Annotated in this window: 15 protein-coding genes; 3 read left to right on the top strand and 12 right to left on the bottom strand. The window is 44.1% G+C overall.

Translation table 11 applies throughout. From position 1 onward, the window contains the following. Nucleotides 1–23 precede the first annotated feature (23 nt). On the bottom strand, nucleotides 24–389 hold the full coding sequence (locus CBX98_RS01190; RefSeq protein WP_005393412.1) for a VOC family protein: 366 nt from the start codon (nucleotides 387–389) through the stop codon (nucleotides 24–26). A 143-nt stretch (nucleotides 390–532) separates the two neighbouring features. Here CBX98_RS01190 and CBX98_RS01185 point away from each other — a divergent pair, with 143 nt between their 5' ends. Further along, on the top strand, nucleotides 533–1,864 hold the full coding sequence (locus CBX98_RS01185; RefSeq protein ID WP_242446569.1) for an MFS transporter permease: 1,332 nt from the start codon (nucleotides 533–535) through the stop codon (nucleotides 1,862–1,864). Nucleotides 1,865–1,977: 113 nt separating this feature from the next. Here CBX98_RS01185 and CBX98_RS01180 read toward each other — a convergent pair whose 3' ends face one another. The 11 genes from CBX98_RS01180 to proV all read right to left on the bottom strand — a co-directional run bounded on the left by CBX98_RS01180 (nucleotide 1,978) and on the right by proV (nucleotide 14,089). Beyond that, a complete protein-coding gene (locus CBX98_RS01180; protein ID WP_109168401.1) occupies nucleotides 1,978–3,927 on the bottom strand; it encodes an LTA synthase family protein in 1,950 nt (649 codons plus the stop codon). Nucleotides 3,928–4,113: 186 nt separating this feature from the next. After that, complete coding sequence (locus CBX98_RS01175; RefSeq protein ID WP_172605908.1) at nucleotides 4,114–5,526, bottom strand: ATP-binding protein; 1,413 nt, start codon at nucleotides 5,524–5,526, stop codon at nucleotides 4,114–4,116. Then, nucleotides 5,516–6,172, bottom strand: a complete 657-nt coding sequence (locus tag CBX98_RS01170; RefSeq protein WP_109168399.1) for a response regulator — start codon at nucleotides 6,170–6,172, stop codon at nucleotides 5,516–5,518. Before CBX98_RS01170 ends, CBX98_RS01175 begins: the two co-directional genes overlap by 11 nt. A gap of 3 nt (nucleotides 6,173–6,175) precedes the next feature. Beyond that, the gene (locus CBX98_RS01165) at nucleotides 6,176–6,811 is read right to left on the bottom strand and encodes a tetratricopeptide repeat protein (RefSeq protein WP_047101813.1); all 636 of its coding nucleotides are present in this window, start codon (nucleotides 6,809–6,811) and stop codon (nucleotides 6,176–6,178) included. 14 nt (nucleotides 6,812–6,825) lie between these two features. Next, complete coding sequence (locus CBX98_RS01160; RefSeq protein WP_109168398.1) at nucleotides 6,826–7,620, bottom strand: SDR family oxidoreductase; 795 nt, start codon at nucleotides 7,618–7,620, stop codon at nucleotides 6,826–6,828. A gap of 8 nt (nucleotides 7,621–7,628) precedes the next feature. Beyond that, entirely contained in the window at nucleotides 7,629–8,312 is a 684-nt protein-coding gene (locus CBX98_RS01155) for an iron-containing redox enzyme family protein (RefSeq protein WP_109168397.1), read from the bottom strand. Between the two features lie 25 nt (nucleotides 8,313–8,337). Then, nucleotides 8,338–9,897, bottom strand: coding sequence for an AMP-binding protein (locus CBX98_RS01150; RefSeq protein WP_109168396.1), 1,560 nt, complete (start codon nucleotides 9,895–9,897; stop codon nucleotides 8,338–8,340). A gap of 80 nt (nucleotides 9,898–9,977) precedes the next feature. Continuing rightward, a complete protein-coding gene (locus tag CBX98_RS01145) occupies nucleotides 9,978–10,589 on the bottom strand; it encodes a thermostable hemolysin (RefSeq protein ID WP_109168395.1) in 612 nt (203 codons plus the stop codon). 216 nt (nucleotides 10,590–10,805) lie between these two features. After that, nucleotides 10,806–11,813 carry a glycine betaine/L-proline ABC transporter substrate-binding protein ProX gene (proX, locus tag CBX98_RS01140; RefSeq protein ID WP_005393392.1) on the bottom strand — a complete coding sequence of 336 codons (1,008 nt, stop codon included), beginning with the start codon at nucleotides 11,811–11,813 and terminating at the stop codon, nucleotides 10,806–10,808. Continuing rightward, nucleotides 11,806–12,897 (bottom strand): glycine betaine/L-proline ABC transporter permease ProW, encoded by a 1,092-nt coding sequence (gene proW / locus CBX98_RS01135; RefSeq protein WP_046874899.1) that lies wholly within the window; start codon nucleotides 12,895–12,897, stop codon nucleotides 11,806–11,808. The genes proX and proW overlap by 8 nt, the downstream gene beginning before the upstream one ends. 4 nt (nucleotides 12,898–12,901) lie before the next feature. Beyond that, nucleotides 12,902–14,089 (bottom strand): glycine betaine/L-proline ABC transporter ATP-binding protein ProV, encoded by a 1,188-nt coding sequence (gene proV / locus CBX98_RS01130; protein ID WP_005393388.1) that lies wholly within the window; start codon nucleotides 14,087–14,089, stop codon nucleotides 12,902–12,904. Nucleotides 14,090–14,527: 438 nt separating this feature from the next. Between proV and CBX98_RS01125 the strand changes: the two genes are divergently transcribed. Together CBX98_RS01125 and CBX98_RS01120 are read left to right on the top strand one after the other, a co-directional pair. Next, entirely contained in the window at nucleotides 14,528–16,408 is a 1,881-nt protein-coding gene (locus CBX98_RS01125; RefSeq protein ID WP_006741594.1) for a DUF294 nucleotidyltransferase-like domain-containing protein, read from the top strand. Then, complete coding sequence (locus CBX98_RS01120) at nucleotides 16,408–17,154, top strand: 3'-5' exonuclease (RefSeq protein ID WP_109168394.1); 747 nt, start codon at nucleotides 16,408–16,410, stop codon at nucleotides 17,152–17,154. Before CBX98_RS01125 ends, CBX98_RS01120 begins: the two co-directional genes overlap by 1 nt. The last annotated feature ends 40 nt before the right edge of the window (nucleotides 17,155–17,194 follow it).

The raw sequence follows: 17,194 nt of genomic DNA, 5'->3' as shown, positions 1-17,194 counted from the left end.
TAAAAAGCATTTTTAACGCATTTTTATTCACTAATGAAAACGCGAATGCGATGTTTATCCGGATCGGTAGCCACAAAATTTAAGCCATACACCGAAGTCATTGGTGGTTGAGCAAACTCAACGCCCATGTTTTTCCAACTGTTGTAAACGTGCTCTAACGTATGGCGGTTGCGCACTGCAAATGATAATTCGGTGCCACCACCTTTGATGTCGCTGGAAGGGGAAAGAACATCACTTTGCTTGAGTGTCAGTTTTAAGCCATTTGCGAGTGGCATAGAAGCAAATGTTGGAGACAAAAACGTGACCTCACAATCAAACAGTTTCGAGTAAAAAGCTTGGCTTACGTGGATGTCCTCAACATAGAGGACGAATGAATTGATAGTTAGCATGGTCTGTTTCTCAATTTACTAGAAGTATGAGGTTGAATCTAACGGAAGGGTAAGACAGGCTTTGTCAGTAGACCAAGTTAAAGTACCTTGTTTGAAATAGTGAGAAGTATCACTTTCAATTTTATTGGCTCAGGATCGAGCATATGAACATATCGTTTGCTTTGTATTTGATTCCATTTATCTTCTCGACATTTCCTTGTCAAAAGCAATCCGTTCATATGTGTAAAACGATTAGTTCACTGTTAATTATTATTTTTTGTGTTACATGTTCATTAAGTATTTCAGCAAAAAATATAGAAAAGAAAGAAAGTCAAATTTTAACTATCAATGAAATTAATAATAAAGAAAAAATTCGTGATCTTACAGAAATAGAAAGAGTGAGCCTTTCAACTATCTATCTTCTTTACAAAAATGGAGTGATAACGGAGAGTGAAGCAAACCAAGAGTTTGGACACTTTCTCGAAAATGAAGACAGAAAAAATGCCTTATTGAAACTCGCTCACATTGATGACGCTCAAAAAGAGCTGAAGCAAGCCGAAGAAAGCAGTGACTGGGTGAAACTATTTAACTTAGTTAACCTGATGAAACTATGTGGAGTGTTGCTTCTTATCGCTGCTGTTGCTTATTTTATCGCTCAAACCTACGAACTTCTTCAAGATATCGGTAGGGTATTTTGGCGACTTATTTGCACATTACCCGCGATTTGTTACCAGATTCTATTTGTTATCATTGGCTTAACCCTAGCCTTAGTTCCAATGATTATCAGTATCTCAGAAGCGCAATATGTTGTCATTTTTGGTGTGTTGCTCGCTTATGTCGCACTAGTATGGTGGACTATTCATTACGAAGAGCAGTCAGAAATTCTCCTAGAAAAACTCTCCTTGGGTTTACCAATTGGTATGGTTTGGTCTTTTTATCATGCTATTTACTTTGGCTTTTTTGCCATCCGCGAAGAGATCGCATTTTTACAGCTAGTGACATTTTCATGGGTTGTTCTTGGTATTGCAGTGGGAATTTTTAGGTTATTTAACTTTGAGGACAAACCTTACAAAGGAACAAAGTGTTTTTCTTTAGCGTTATCATCGACCATTGTTACTTGCATAATACTATTCTTAAACCAGAGTTCAGATTGGATTACGCCATATTACAAATTTACTTATTATGGGTTAGTGCCATTGCTGTTGTTGTCCTTTTCTATTTCGGGTTTTTATCTACAAAAACCAAGTTGGGTTAAAAAATTTTCAAATATTATGATGTTTTCACTCCTATTTATTAGCGCACCCTTACCAAGTTTTGGTCTGGATAATTTGTACGCTATGATTAATAGTGGTGTATTTGCCTATGGTTTTATCACGATAACAACGATGGTATTTCGGGTCAGTTTTCTGTTTGGCTTGATATCAACAAGCCTCGTTGTTTACGTGTTGGCCTTAGTCATCGAACACAATCCTGAAAAGTTCATGCTCTACATATGACTATGATTTTCTAGATACAAAGTGTGCGTTCCTCCATGTACTCTAAGAGTGAAGAGTCTTACAGAATAAAGAAAAGGAGCCATTTGGCTCCTTTTTAACTGAATCAGCAGATATTAGTTGGTACATTTCGAAGCGTACCAGTTGTTTTGATACGCCTTAGATGCAAACAATGCGTTTGCTTTTGCGCGTTCAATAACGGATTCATCGACTTCTAGCGGTTTCATGGTTTGGCTTTCAAAGTCGTATTCCATGGTCGACACTTTTTCACCAGGAGAAAGCACAACTAGGTTGTCACGCGTTAAATAACCAAAGTTTTTGTCGTATTGCATCATTGCGCGTTCATCTTCGCGAGCCAGTGGTTTCGTTAAGTCACGACCAATCATCGGCGTTTTGGCGTCTACGCCAATAAGAGACAACAGCGTAGGCGGCATATCTATGTTGTTTGCGATACGGTCATCTTTACGTGGTTGAATGTCTTTACCAATGATCAATGCAGGAATGTGGAAGTGCTTAACTGGAACCAAGTTAGCGCCAGACACGCGGGCATCGTGGTCTGCAATGACAATGAAAATAGTATCATCCCAGTAGGATGAGTTTTTCGCTTTGTCAAAGAACGTACCCAAAGCGTAATCTGAATATTTTACCGCGTTATTACGCGTCATGTGTTCGGAATCGTATGGCTCAATTTTACCTTTCGGATACTCATAAGGACTGTGATTGCTTGACGTAAAAACTAAGCTGAAAAAAGGTTTGTCGCTTTTTGAAAGGCGTTCAAACTCTTCGTCTGCTTTGTTGTATAAGTCTTCATCACTGACCCCCCAAGAGCCAACAAAGCTTGGGTTATTGTAATCATCTTCTTCGACGATTTGATCAAAACCATTACCGAAGAAGAAGGTTTTCATGTTATCGAAGTTTGCTTCACCGCCATAAATAAATTGCGTGTGATAGCCTTGTGCTTTGAGTAAGTCTGCGATGGTAAAGAAGCCTGTTTGGCTTTTGCTTAGTTTCACCACTGCGCGAGAAGGGGATGGTGGAAAACCCGTGGTTACAGCTTCGATACCACGAACAGAACGAGTACCCGTTGCGTACATTTGCGTGAACTGCCAACCTTCAGCCATGAGTTCATCAAGGTTTGGTGTAAGAGGCAGACCACCCAAAGAGCCCACAAACTGTGCGCCCAAGCTCTCTTGTAGCAAGATCACTAAGTTCTTACGTTTACCATGGTAAGTCGCAGGGTTACTGTTCATGGTTGGAAGTAATGTTGGATCAAAGTCGGACTTTTTTGACGAAGCGCGAACGAGATCCAACATCTTTTGATTATCCATCTTGCCGTAGAACTGCTCTGCGCTTTTTTCTGACTTCATGCTGTTGACAGCAAACAGCAGTGAGTAAGATGAGTTTAATGCTAAGTCGTTAAGCAGTGGATCGTTAGAAAATGCCACCATGGCAGGGTTTAGCGGGCGGTGGCCTAAAGACGAGCGTGCGCCTGCAACACCAAGAAGCACAACAAAAATGGCTAATAGTGGGCGCCACTTCCAGTTGATCTGCTGTGCATTGTCGGTCAGTTTTTTGCTCCACTTCCAACCCAAAACTAGAGTTAATGCCGTGCCTAACGCGCCAATAAACAGCTCTAGCTTATAGCCAGTCCAAAGCATGCCCATGACCTCTTTCGGATAGATAAGGTATTCCACAAACAGACGGTTTGGGCGTAGGTCATATTCTTGAATGAATGGTGCCGTTGCCAGTTCCATGTACACGAGAGTCCAAAGCCCTAAAACCATCCATATGCGCAATATCCATTTCCAGCATTGCCCAATCTTGCCGTTTAATGGCATTAGGGCAGAAAGCAGTGCAGGGAGGATGAATAACCAGCACAGTGTTGCAATGTCTACGCGTAAGCCTTGGCCTAGGATGTAAATTAAGTCGTTGAAAGAGTCAATTCGATCAAGTTGCCAAAAGGCGAGCAAAACGCGTGAGATAGACAAAAATATAAGTGAAAACAAAGAAAAAGCAGCAATTGGCTGCAAAGGCCCCCACATAGAGCCCTTAGATAAGTTTTTCATATTTATTCGAATAGTTTAATTGTTATGTTGTGTTGTTTTTAACAAAGCAAGCGTGAAATAAACGTGAATTATAATGTGGGTTTATGGTCGAGTAGTGTAAGTGTTGGTATGTCTATGTAAGTGTGGAATGAAGCTCATGTTCGGCTGGAACATAAATTAAACAGGTTATGGTCTGTATCGCTTTTGTTAGCACTTTGGGAAAGTGACGACAAACGTATTCCTACTATTTTCTCTGGGAATGAGCTCAAGTGTTGCACGGTGTAGTGCTGTAATGTCTTTGCAAATTGACATCCCTAAACCCGCACCGTCGCCATGTTCGGAATGACCCCGATAAAACTGTTCGAAGATTCTTTCACGAGTTTCTTTCGGGATTTCTGGACCAGTATCGGAAATTAAGACTTTGATTGTATTATTGTTCTCAGTGACGCTGACTTGTATGTCACTGTGCTCGCCGGAGTAACGAATCGCATTATCGACGAGGTTACGAAATAACACCTCTAACAACATTTGATCACCGGATATAGCGATGTTGGAAGATGATAAACTGATGTCTTGCTTATGCTTCAATGCTAACGGTGCCAAATCAGCAACAACGGTTTGCAACAAAGGGGTTAGCTCAACGGTGTCGAATACACGTTCTGATAAGCTATCTACTTTAGCTAAAGTCAGTAGCTGATGGATAAGGCGGTCAGTGCGTTTAATGCCTTGCAGAATGTTGTGTAAATCTCCTCTCAGTTGCTCCGGATCATTACTTTCAAGTGCATTTTCTACGTTAAGACGAAGGATTGTTAGTGGGGTTTTTAGTTCATGCGCTGCAGCACGTGTAAAGCGTTTCTCTCTTTGCCAGGCTAACTCTAGTTCCGAGAGGAGAGAGTTGAGCGAATCGACAAGTGGTGCGAGTTCAACGGTGTTGTCTTTTACATGAATGCGATCTAATCGGTGTACGTTTCTTTGTGTGATGGCGGTGCGTAGGTCGTTAATCGGTCGGAAATGTTTATCGATCAACCAAAACAGCAAAAGCAACAAAGTTGGTAGTATCAGCAATTGTTCTATTGATGTGGATAGGGCAATTTCGTGGATGATCTCTTTACGTATCTTGTATTTTTCTGCAACCACGACGTATTCATTATCATGTTTTGTTTGTGGTAGTGAAATCTGAAATGTACGCCATTGTGTACCGTCTTTTACGATATCAGCGTAGCCGTTATTATCAAAGGACGTAGAGAGTGCGTGCAAGGTTTGATCAGAGCTCCAGAGCAGTGTGTTGTCTCGATAGAATTGAAAAACCAAGTTTTGTTCATAAGGGTGGCCGAACGTTGTGACATTGTCATCGTCAGACTTTGACATTGACTCAATGTTTTCCATCCACTCATTAAATAATTCTCGATGGTTAGCGAGAGTCCTCTCTTCCGTTGAAATTGAGAGCGTCAGCAACATTAATTTTGCGGATTGTCCAAGCCTAGCGTCATAAACTTCTTCGACCTCGTGCTTCGCAGATTGGAAACTGAAATAAAGTGAGATGAGTAAGAGAACACTTACCAACACGCCTACTGATAGAGTTAACTGACGTTTGATCGAGTACGATTTCTTATCTTTCAAGAATGTACCCCACACCGCGAATATTTTTAATGACCACTTTGGGCGCTTTTTTACGCAAATTGTGAATATGAACTTCGATAGCGTTGTCGCTTGAACCTTCATCCCAGCCGTGCAGTGATTGTTGCAATTGCTCCTTACTTTGCACGCGTCCGGCGTTCGTCATCAAACTGGTGAGGATTTTAAATTCATTGCGTGTGAGTTTAAGCGGCTCGTCATCGTAGCGAATGCTTTGTTCCGATAAGGATAAAGATAACTGTCCAACTTGAATGATTTCTTCTGCACTACCGGATTGACGGCGAATCAACACACGCAAGCGAGCGAGCAACTCTTCGAGTGCAAACGGTTTTCCGAGGTAGTCATCTGCGCCGCCGTCGAGGCCTTGAACGCGATCGCGAATGTCGTCTCGTGCGGTAAGTATCATCACTGGGAGCTTAAATCCGCCTTTGCGAATATTACGTAAAACTTCCAATCCATCGATATCGGGTAGAGTGAGATCCAAAATTACGGCAGTGAACGCTTCTGTTTTGAGTGCGCTAGTCACGCCAGACCCTTTTTCCACCCAATCCACGGTGTACCCATGGCGACTTAATGAAGTCACCATGGATTGACCGAGTAGTTTGTCATCTTCTACGAGTAATAAGCGCATGGTTTATTTCAATCTCCCAAGAGTCGCTTCAATTTCCAGCTTTCGACCTTTATCAGCTAAAGGTCGGTCAGGGCGAGGTGACGCCTGAATTGCGCGAGTCAAATACACTTTCGCTTCCTTGTCTCGACCTTCTTCTGCAAGGAAGTCTCCATAAAAATAGTTCGGATCGATGCCTTTTGGATTGATCTCTAACGCTTTTTTCAACATTTCTTCGGCTTTATCGTCATCACCAAAGCCAATTGGCCACCCCGGAACTTTGTAATACAGAGAACCCAAACTGGTGTATGCAGAGCCATCAAGCGTTTGCGGTGACGTTGCAATTACCCCTTCGAGTAAAGATTTGGCTTCTTTGGCGAGTGACAATGCACCTAAGCCACCTTGAGCACCAGCCAGCGATGCTTTATTGATTGCCAGCCAAACAGTGAGTTCGGGATTGCCGGGTTCTCTGTCGAGATAAATACTGGTTTTGGCAATCGCACGATGGAAGCATTGTTCCTTTTCGTCACCGTCAGGCGTGCTGTACTGACATTCCGCCCATTTCTTTTGAACCTGTTGCAGTGGAGCATTACCTGCCAACGCAGCGGTCGAAGCTAACGTTGAACAAACCGTCAAAGCGCAAAGTAGTTGTTTGGTATTCATCGTCCATGTCCTCTTCAATGACTGACCCGGTTTACGTATTGGTGAATGGTTTCTTGTTGCTTACGAATCGCAGAAGAAACCACGCTTGGAAGCAGTTGATTGATGCGTGCAAAAAGCTTTTCTGGCCAACCAATCCATTTCGCGGAAATTTCTTTTTCCAACATGGTGACAACGTGATCGGCTACAACTTGCGGCGAGTCCGTTTTGTTACCCAGTTGTCGATTCATTTCATTGACGGCATCGCTATTGAGCGAGGTTTCTGTCGCTCTTGGTGCCAAATACAGCGCACGGATTCCGGTTGCGAACAGCTCTCTGTCGAGCGATTCGGTAAAACGGTGCAACCCCGCTTTTGCCGCGCAATAGGAGGTATAGCCTGGGTAGCCAATTGAGCCGAATGTGGAACCTATATTGAGAATCACCCCAGGCTGCTTTAACCACGTTAACGCTGATTGGCACAGCAGCATCGGCGCAACGAGATTGAGTTGGATTTCGTCTGTAATCTGCGTTGGTCGTTTGTGGCTTAACAACGAGAAATCGTTGCTGCCCGCATTGTTAATCAGTGCGTCCACTCTTTGATGTCGGCGCGCTCGAGCTTTAATCGCAGTTAATCCTTCTGATGAGGTGATGTCTGCAACGACTAGGTTATGGCGCTCTGGATTCGACAGTTCACGCTGTAGTGTTTGCAAGCTCTCTTCGTTTCGCCCAACAAGAATGAGGCTGGCACCGCGTTTTGCTAACTCTTGCGCGATGGCTTGCCCAATTCCGCCCGTTGCGCCTGTCAAGAGAATGGTGCTGTTGTTAATGATCATGCTTCACCTCACGCCGCTTGTTGGGTTGAGAAAGAAGGCAAAGAACGCAGCATTTGTCCGTACAATGCGAACACCATTTTTGCGGAGTCGATGATGACTTGTTGATCTTCCACTTTGGTGATTTTGTTCATCAGTGATTCAAAAAATTGCAGATGATCTTGGTCTAACACGCTGTGTGAAACTAGGTAAGTCATTGCCGAAGGCGGTAGGCTTAGCGTTGACTGGATTTTTTCAGCCATTTGGCCACCAATGCCGACGCTGGTGCCTTCTAATACCCACACCATGCCAAACAGCGCGAGTGGGTTGTGGCGGTCAATGTTGTGGTAAAGGTAGGAAACCATCAGTTCAATCGGTGCTCCTACTTGACCTACATCTTTGTTGTTGCGCACTGCTTCGGCATCGCCGCCGCACGCTTTGATGTCATTTAAAATCCATTCTTGATGGCCTTTCTCTTCCTCGATGTACTCGGCAATGGCATCTCGTACCCATTCGTATTCGCCAGGTAGTCGGCCTCCACACGCCATCAGCAAGGGAACAGTGTGCTTAACGTGATGGTAAGCTTGGGTTAGAAAGGCGATATACATATCTTTGGAAATGTTGCCTTGTTGAACTTCTGCGATGACTGGCGCAGTTAACATTGCTTGTTGAGCAGCGGCAGTGCTTTGTTTGAGTTGTTCGAAAAATAAAGTCATAACCTTCTCCTTAAGAAGCCGTTAACTAAGATGCAGTTTGGAAAGACGTAATGTGTTGCTGGAAGGGCAAATCGATGCGTTGGAGCTTTTGCGCTTGCAGCGTTAATTCAGGCGTTGTGCTCGCTAATAACTGAGCCACATCATGTTCGATTTGATTTCGTTTGAGCTTGCCGTTATCCGTGTACCAACCAGAGATGGCTCGTGGGTTGTCAAGTAGCAACAAGGTTCGGATTTGAGCGTAATCGGGTAGGGTTTGGTTTAATGTATGAACCTTTGCTTCGACGTCTTCGCTATTGGCAATGACAGCGCATAATGTTTGTTGGCTATCGCCCGTAACGATCAGTGGCGTCATCGGCAAAAACGCCAACGCTTCTGATTCAATCCATTCCGGTGAGACATTTCTGCCATACGCGGTGACGATAAGGTTCTTCTTACGTCCCGAGAGAGAGACAAAGCCTTGTGCGTCAATTTGGGCTAAGTCGCCAGTCGCTAACCATTCTTGAGTAAACGGTTCATTCAAATAACCAAGAGCAACGTTGCCTTTGACGAGCAGTTCACCATCTTCCGCGATACGAATCTGAGCGTGGGGAAGCGGTTTGCCACACGTTCCTGCTTTAAATGCGGCTGGTGTATTCAAACAAACAACAGAGCCACATTCAGACAAGCCATAACCTTCAAACGCAGGGATGTTCAGTGCATGCGCGGCGTTAATCAGTTGAGACGACACTCTTGCGCCGCCAACGGCGACAAATTTTAGAGAATCCACAAGAGAGGGCTGCTGTTTCGCGATCTGAATGAGCGCAAGCAATAAAGCCGGTGTTAGCACTAAGCTTTCTGGTTTGATGGTCGCTAATGCTTGTGCAAACAGACGCGGTTCGAATTGGCTTGAACCGAGTAGGCCGGTTTGTGCTCCGGGTAAAATATATGACGTCACGCCCAACATGAGTGGAACATAAACGCCGGTTATGTTCTCGAGAAGTGTCGATAACGGAAGCAGCACTAAGTGCGAGTGCGCCGTGCCGTTTACTGCATCGGCGAGCGATTTCGCCACCAAACACAAATGATCATTGCTTAAACACACGCCTTTAGGCTGACCAGTCGAGCCAGACGTAAATGTGATTTTTCCGGTTTCTGGTAGATAAGCTGCCTGTGTATCTTCATCTCCCAACTGGTTACGACGCAGCAAAGGCAAATTGGTAATGGAAAACGGATGGTCTTGCTGATTAAAGCTTTGCTTAGGGTTAGAAGCCAACCATGCTTGCCAATCGCCGACTAAAGCATCGACGCGTGATTGCTCTAACGTATGTTCAACCTGTGCATCAGAGAAAAAAGTCGGAATAGGTACGACGACTATGTCTGCCGCCATCGCCGCCAAATCAACAATGGCCCAATTGATGCTGTTTTCTGCGCGTAGCGCGAGTGCTTTGATGTTCTGTGCAATAAGTTCGGCGGCAACGAGTTCGATCTTGTTTAACAATTCAGAGTAAGTCAGTTCAACGGTTTGATTTGCTTCGTAGCCGACAAGTGCTACTCGGCCTGGTGTCGTTTTTGCCCATTTTGTAATGGCATCGAGGAGAATATTCATACGTCACCTATATTCTGGCGTGGTGTTTAACCAAGTTGTTCTGGTTGTGTTTGCGGTTTTAACGACGTTTACTTTTCTATCTAGGCTTGTTTACGTTTTTTTTCTTGGACTAATCGAAGGCGTTCGAGTCCTTTTTGCAAATTGCCAGCTAACACACGCGGTTGATGCTCGTAGTACGCCCCCCAAGTGGACTCGGCATCAGGGACTTTATTTTGATCGGCCTGCGCGATGATATGAGGCTCCAATCCTAGGCGCGCCATCATGGCGTGAAGAGGGTCTGTTGCGGTGAAGATGCACCATTCAAAACCGAGATTGACCAGCATTTCTGCGATCAGGTAGAAGTGCAGAGATGACATGCCCTTAGCGAAAGATGCCAAGTGACCAAACTCCACTAAGTTCGAACGTTTTACGTCGCAGCTAAATACGTTAGAAACCAGCTTTTGGGCGTCGTCTTCTAAATACTGTTCAAGGAACAAAGGTTCATCTTCGGCGATGCGAAAGCCGCATACGGAAATAATTTGACCGCCGTCAATGAGGGTTAAATACGCCGGCATAAACTGTTTGAGCTCGGCAAAGAATGCTTCTTGATAACGCTGAGAAACATGCTCGATAACTTGGCTCCAAAGCGGATGCATTGGATAGACGATGTCTAAAGTAAAGCCATCTACAGAAATTTGTGCATGGTGTTTCATGAGCGCTTCCTTTGTTTGATTGGTTATCAACAAAATAAAACGCGAAACTTAAGAAACTCTTAAGGAATGAAATTAAGTAGAAACTTTAAGAAAATACTTAGGAGCAGGGCTCAATATTGTTGTAACCCTTTTTACTACGGTGAATAAAATTAGAGCCAACCGATGTGATCGGTTGGCTCTAAAGTTAGGTGTCGCGTATTTTAATGGTTGTGCCGATTACATGGCTGCTTTTTTAGCTTCGTCTACCCATGCGTCGAACTTTTTCTGGTTCGCTTTGATCCAGCCATTTACATGAGACTCGATGTCTGCTGAGCTGTTCTTACCTTGGCTCATCATCATATTCTGCGCACTAACATCATTGATGTTTAGCTTGATGATTTCAAACAGCTTCGCTGCTGCTGGGTTCTTTTCAGTAAACTCTTTGTTCGCAACGATGCGCATAGAGTTCATCTCAAAGCCGTAGTTCTTACCGTTCTCTAGTGTTGTGTCGATGTCCTTACGCTCACCAGGAAGTGAAGAGAATGGCACTTCTAACCAAACAACATCTTTACCCGGAACTAAGACGCCACTTACCCAGTAAGGTGTCCAAGTGTAGTAAAGAATCGGATCGCCTTTTTTGTAACGAGAAATCGTGTCAGCGATAATCGCAGCGTAGTTACCTTGGTTGTGCGTTACCGTGTCACGAAGCTTGAACGCATCCAACTGATGCTCAACGACCATTTCACAACCCCAACCTGGGTTACAACCTGTTAAGTCCGCTTTACCGTCACCGTTGGCATCGAAAAGCTTGGCCAGTTTTGGATCTTTTAATTGACCAATATTTGTGATGCCATATTTTTCAGCGGTTTTTTTATCGATCAAGTAACCTTGAGCAGCACCACTTACATATTGACCTTTGCGGAAAAACTTATCATCACCGCCAGACATCGTGTACTTATCGGCGTGAAGAGGGAACCAACCTACAGCTAAGAAAGTGGCGTCGCCTTTAGCAATAGAGGTATAGCCTACGTTGTAATCGACTTCTTTAGTCGGTTTTACATCGTAACCAAGCTCTTCAAGTGCACGGTTTACGATCAATGTTTGAAACGTTTCCTCTGCAACGGTTGATTGAACTGGCTGAACAGTCACACCTTCACCCGGTAGTTCGCTTGCCACACCATAAGTTGAAAATGCGATAGTACTTAGAGCTCCAACAGAGAGCGCTTTCTTCCATGAATTATTCATTGATGTTTCTCCTAAGTTTTAGATCGTCTTGGTTCGTCTTTGTTTTCAGTTTTAATAGGTATGAAACAGGACCTGTGTGATACCAGCGAAGCTTGGTGTTACCCGCATTAACCCCTAATACTTGGGTAATACGGTCTAATAAAATGGCAAGAATTACGATGCCTAAGCCACCGACGGCAGCAAGACCCATATCAAGTCGGCCGATACCACGAAGTACCATTTGGCCCAAGCCGCCAACCGCAATCATTGAAGCGATCACAACCATAGAAAGTGAAAGCATCAAGGTTTGGTTTACCCCTGCCATAATCGTTGGTAACGCCAATGGCAATTGGATGCGGTAAAGCATCTGTTTTTTGTTTGCCCCGAAAGAGTGGCCCGCTTCGATCAGCTCTTCAGGTACTTGTTGAATCCCTAAAATAGTCAGGCGCACAACGGGAGGCAGTGCGAAAATGATGGTTACTACAACGCCAGGAACGTTACCAATACCGAATAGCATAACGATTGGCACTAGATAAACGAACGCGGGGGTCGTTTGCATTGCATCGAGTATTGGTCTAACAAATTTGGCTGCGGTTTGGCTTCTCGCCAACCATATCCCCATCGGTAGCCCGATAAGCAAACAGAAGAAGACGGCGGTTAAAACCAGTGCGAGCGTTGTCATCGCCTGTGACCACGCACCAATTAGGCCGATAAAAACAAGGGATACAAGTGTTGAAAAACCGAGTTTTACATTGGAAAACTGCCACGCCAGCAAAAATAAAATGAGCACCATGATAGGCGCAGGTGTAGACACCAAAGCAGTTTCAAACGAGGTAAGAATAAAGTCGATTGGAACTCGAATTGCTTGGAAAACAGGGCGACCATGTTCCACCAACCAGTTCAATCCCGATTCTACCCAGCTATCAAGTGGTAGAACCGCATCTTGGAATGGGTTCATAATGTCGAATGGCGCTTGCTCTACAGTTTCTGAGCTTAACCAGTCATTACTTGGGGCAGCGTCAGCACCTGCACCTTGTGACCAAGGATCATCTTGTGCAGGAGCGGTATTCGACCAGGGATCATTGTTAGTTTGCTCTGAAGACATCGTGTTAATCCTTATCTAGTGTTTGTAGAAGACGTGATTTAGTCACGACACCAAAGTAAGTACCTTGCTCATCAACGACAGGTACGGCATAAGGAACGCCTGCAACTAGCCCCAAAATGTCATTGATTGACTGCTCTGGCTGAAGAGTGACTTCATCCGTCAATTGAGCACTGGCTAGAGAGCGGTTTTCTTTGTGAGCCAAACGTAGTGAGTCAAGAGACACGATGCCGGAATATCGGCTAGATTTATCGACGACAATGCCGTAATCACGGTCATGATCCATCAGAATCTGCATCGCTGAGCCTGGGCCATCATTTTCCGATTTCTTAAAGACGGCGGCTGGCTTCTTGCGAGCGATATCTTTTGCTGTCAAGACACTTGCGATGTTTACGCCGCGGAAAAACGCTTCGACATAATCATTTGCTGGGCTGTGCAATATTTCATCAGGTGTGCCAACCTGAACAACCTCACCGTTTTGCATGATGGCGATACGATCACCAATACGCATTGCTTCGTCCAAATCATGAGAGATGAAGACAATTGTGCGTTTGTCATCGTTTTGTAGACGAATAAGCTCATCCTGCATCTCAGAACGGATTAATGGGTCTAAAGCGGAAAACGCCTCGTCCATTAATAGAATGTCTGGGTCACAAGCCAATGCCCTTGCTAGACCCACGCGCTGTTTCATACCACCGGATAACTCGTCAGGGAAAGATTCTGCATAAGGGTCTAAGCCAACTCTTTCCAAGGCGGAAAGGGCACTTTTCTGACGTTCATTAACATCAATGCCAGCAAGTTCTAAACCGAATGCAGCGTTTTCGATCACCGTCATGTGAGGCATAAGTGCGAAACTTTGAAACACCATTGAGATATTGTTGCGACGAACTTCTCGAAGTTCGTCTTCAGAGATATGGGCAATATCTTTCCCTTTTAGATAAACACTGCCTTTCGTTGGCTCAATGAGTCGGTTTAGGAGTCGAACGAGAGTAGATTTTCCCGAACCAGAAAGCCCCATGATTACGAAAATTTCACCTTCGTTAATGGTGAGAGATACATCGTTTACGCCGACTGTTAAACCTGTCTGTTCAAAAATACCGTCCTTATCGATACCTTTTTCGATAAGCGAGAAGGCTCTTTCTGGGTCTTCTCCAAACACTTTATACAGTCCCTTAACTTCCAGTATGGGATCCATGTTATCTGTCCTTTTTTGTGTGTTTATAACTGTTTAACGATTTGTACTCTAATTAATTTTAGTTCAACTTTCAACGAATGGGGTTCGGTTAACAGGATTTTATGTGCATACAATAAACAATGAAGGTGGTGTGGTTAAATAGTGTTTTTATTAACAAAAATAGATATTTACGGTTAGTTTTGTCTTCGCTTAACTTTTCCATGACATTGGTTTGAATTTATTTTGAAGTTTTTAGTACATTTCAACTCAGCCCATCTGCATAGCTATAAGGAGAAATAGATTAGAGGTCTATATTTAAAAACATTAGAGCTCTAATTTTTGGTTGGAGTTTTATTCTGCGAACTAGGTTAGGTGTTGTTATTCTTAGATTTATTCATTGATTGATTTCAATCTTGGTGATATTTATCGCTGTAGTTTAGGCAACGTATGGAATAAAAGATGGAAGCCGAACAGTTAGAAGTGCTCAACTTCATTAGCCAGTACCCACCTTTCGATGATCTACCCGAAGAGCAGTTAAAAAAGATCGCTCTAAATGCCGAGGTTGCATACTTTCGGCAAGGCACAGAGATACTCAATTTTGGAGACACGATCCGCGACTTATATATGGTGAGAAGCGGCGCTGTGGAGATCTACCGACGTAAAGGCGAACTCTATAACAGGATTGACGCTGGTGGACTGTTTGGACAGATGGGGTTGTTAATGAACAACCGTGTGCGTATGCCTGCCAAAGCGATAGAAGACACCTTGGTTTACTGTATTCCGGAGGATATTTTCAACGAGCTTTGTGATGAGTTTGAAAACTTTGCTGACTATATGGAACTGGAAGACAGCGCGCGCTTGCGAAGCGCAATATCCAGCCGCTCAGAAAGTAATGACTTTACCACCGCCAAAGCACGTAAGATCTTAGCGAGAGATCCGGTAACGTTGGAGGCGACGGCATCGATTCAAGAAGCCGCGATACTGATGGCGGAGGAAAATGTCACCTCTTTGCTTATTGTTCGCCCAGCAGAAGAACTCACAGAAGAAGACGATGAACAACTACTTGGAATATTGACTGATCGCGATCTATGTATTCGCGTATTAGCTCAGGGCATTGATACCAATATCCCAGTGAGTGAGGTCATGAGTTATGACGTGGTGTCTCTGGATTACAACGCTTATGTCTTTGAAGCCATGTTAACCATGTTGCGCTACAACGTGCACCATCTCCCTATTTTAAAAGATAAAAAGCCGATAGGAATTATTGGCATGACGGATATTGTCCGTTATGAATCTCAAAACAGCTTGCTGCTAGTTAGCTCTATCTTCCAACAAACCAGCGTTGAAGATCTCAAGCAAGTTTCTGAACAAGTGAAAGACTGTTTTGTGCGAATGGTGAATGAAGATGCCAACGCTCATATGATTGGTCGAGCCATGTCGGTCATTGGTAGTAGCTTTAAACAGCGTTTGGCTGAATTAGCAGAGCAAGAGCTTGGCCCTGCGCCAATTCCGTATTGTTTGGTCGCTATGGGATCGATGGCCAGGGATGAGCAGTTAATTGTAACGGACCAAGACAACGCCCTTATTCTCGACAACAGTTATGATGTTGAGATGCACGGGGAGTACTTTGAAAAGTTTGCCAAATTTGTTTGTGATGGTTTAGCAGCATGCGGCTATGCTTACTGTACTGGCGACATTATGGCAACCAATCCAGAGTGGCGAAAAACCCGAGCGGAGTGGGAGGAGTGCTTTGGCAACTGGATAGATAACCCAACTCCTGAAAGGTTGTTAAACAGTAATATCTTTTTTGATTTATTAGGTGTTCATGGGCGAGTGAAGTGGGCGGAACAATTAAGCAGCTTTATTGTTAGGCGCGCGAAAAGAAACAACCGCTTCCTTGCATGTATGGCTTACAACGCGATACGTCGTACACCGCCATTGGGCTTCTTCAAAGATTTTGTTATGGAGAAAGATGGTCGTCACCGCAATTCTATTAACTTGAAAAGAAGAGGAACTGCGCCATTGGCAGATTTGATTCGAGTACATTCATTGGCAATTGGTTCCCGTTCGCAAAACTCGTTTGACCGATTAGACGATATTAATGATGCGGGCATTTTACCTAAAGGTCGAGGAATGGACTTGAGGGATGCAATGGAATTGATCTACATGGTTCGAATTCGTCATCAAGCACTCGATATCGAAAATGGAGATGAACCAGATAACAACATTGAGCCAGAGAACATGTCAGAGTTTGAGCGCCGAAACTTAAAAGCTGCTTTCCAAATCCTTAGTAATGCACAGAACTTCATCAAGTTCCGATACCAGAGAAGTAGCAAATAATGTGGTTCTCAAAAAAGGCAGCAAAAGATCAGCCGTTGTTGGATACGTCTCGGACGCCAGAGTGGTCAACGTTATTCAAACAGCTCGCGAAAGAAGCAAGAGACGAGAGGCTCAAACGTTATTACTCGACACCGATGGTTAATGGGGAAACCCCAGTTGAGGAAGTGCCATTTGTCTCGGTAGATTTTGAAACGACAGGTTTGAATGCGGAAGAGGATGCAATTCTCACGATTGGACTTGTGCCGTTTACCATTGATCGTGTTCAATGTAGTGGCTCTGCGCATTGGGTTGTTAACCCTAATCGTGAGTTAAACGAAGAGTCAGTCGTGATTCATGGCATCACTGATTCTGAAGTCAAAAACGCACCCCAATTAACCCACATTTTAGGGGAAATATTGGATGCGCTGTCAGGCAAAGTTGTGCTTGTTCATTATAAAAATATCGAAAGGCAGTTTTTTAATAACGCGTTGCTAAATAGCATTGGGGAGGGGATACAGTTTCCCGTTGTCGATACGCTAGACATTGAACACGCGATACAGCGCCGTGAATGCAGTGGCCTATTCAATAAGTTAAAAGGTAAGAAGCCAGGCTCTGTCAGGCTGGGGCATGCTCGTGAAAGGTATCGCCTTCCTGCTTATCAACCTCATCATGCTTTGACCGATGCGCTGGCAACTGCTGAACTGTTTCAAGCACAGTTGCAATATCATTTTAATCGAAGCATGCCAATCTCTTCGATTTGGCAATAAGCGTTGTTTATGATGAAGACAATAAAATGCAATGAAAGGT

The sequence above is a fragment of the Vibrio sp. T9 genome, from assembly GCF_003123985.1.
GTDB lineage: Bacteria > Pseudomonadota > Gammaproteobacteria > Enterobacterales > Vibrionaceae > Vibrio > Vibrio diabolicus.
Note: the sequence above shows the minus strand (reverse complement) of the source record. Positions and strands in the feature narration are given on the sequence as shown.

Coding starts and splice junctions, on each gene's coding strand:
- proW (WP_046874899.1), bottom strand. CDS start 12,897: ATGTCTTCAGAGCAAACTAACAATGATCCCTGGTCGAATACCGCTCCT.
- CBX98_RS01150 (WP_109168396.1), bottom strand. CDS start 9,897: ATGAATATTCTCCTCGATGCCATTACAAAATGGGCAAAAACGACACCA.
- CBX98_RS01190 (WP_005393412.1), bottom strand. CDS start 389: ATGCTAACTATCAATTCATTCGTCCTCTATGTTGAGGACATCCACGTA.
- CBX98_RS01185 (WP_242446569.1), top strand. CDS start 533: ATGAACATATCGTTTGCTTTGTATTTGATTCCATTTATCTTCTCGACA.
- CBX98_RS01180 (WP_109168401.1), bottom strand. CDS start 3,927: ATGAAAAACTTATCTAAGGGCTCTATGTGGGGGCCTTTGCAGCCAATT.
- CBX98_RS01145 (WP_109168395.1), bottom strand. CDS start 10,589: ATGAAACACCATGCACAAATTTCTGTAGATGGCTTTACTTTAGACATC.
- CBX98_RS01155 (WP_109168397.1), bottom strand. CDS start 8,312: ATGACTTTATTTTTCGAACAACTCAAACAAAGCACTGCCGCTGCTCAA.
- CBX98_RS01170 (WP_109168399.1), bottom strand. CDS start 6,172: ATGCGCTTATTACTCGTAGAAGATGACAAACTACTCGGTCAATCCATG.
- proX (WP_005393392.1), bottom strand. CDS start 11,813: ATGAATAATTCATGGAAGAAAGCGCTCTCTGTTGGAGCTCTAAGTACT.
- CBX98_RS01160 (WP_109168398.1), bottom strand. CDS start 7,620: ATGATCATTAACAACAGCACCATTCTCTTGACAGGCGCAACGGGCGGA.
- proV (WP_005393388.1), bottom strand. CDS start 14,089: ATGGATCCCATACTGGAAGTTAAGGGACTGTATAAAGTGTTTGGAGAA.
- CBX98_RS01165 (WP_047101813.1), bottom strand. CDS start 6,811: ATGAATACCAAACAACTACTTTGCGCTTTGACGGTTTGTTCAACGTTA.
- CBX98_RS01120 (WP_109168394.1), top strand. CDS start 16,408: ATGTGGTTCTCAAAAAAGGCAGCAAAAGATCAGCCGTTGTTGGATACG.
- CBX98_RS01125 (WP_006741594.1), top strand. CDS start 14,528: ATGGAAGCCGAACAGTTAGAAGTGCTCAACTTCATTAGCCAGTACCCA.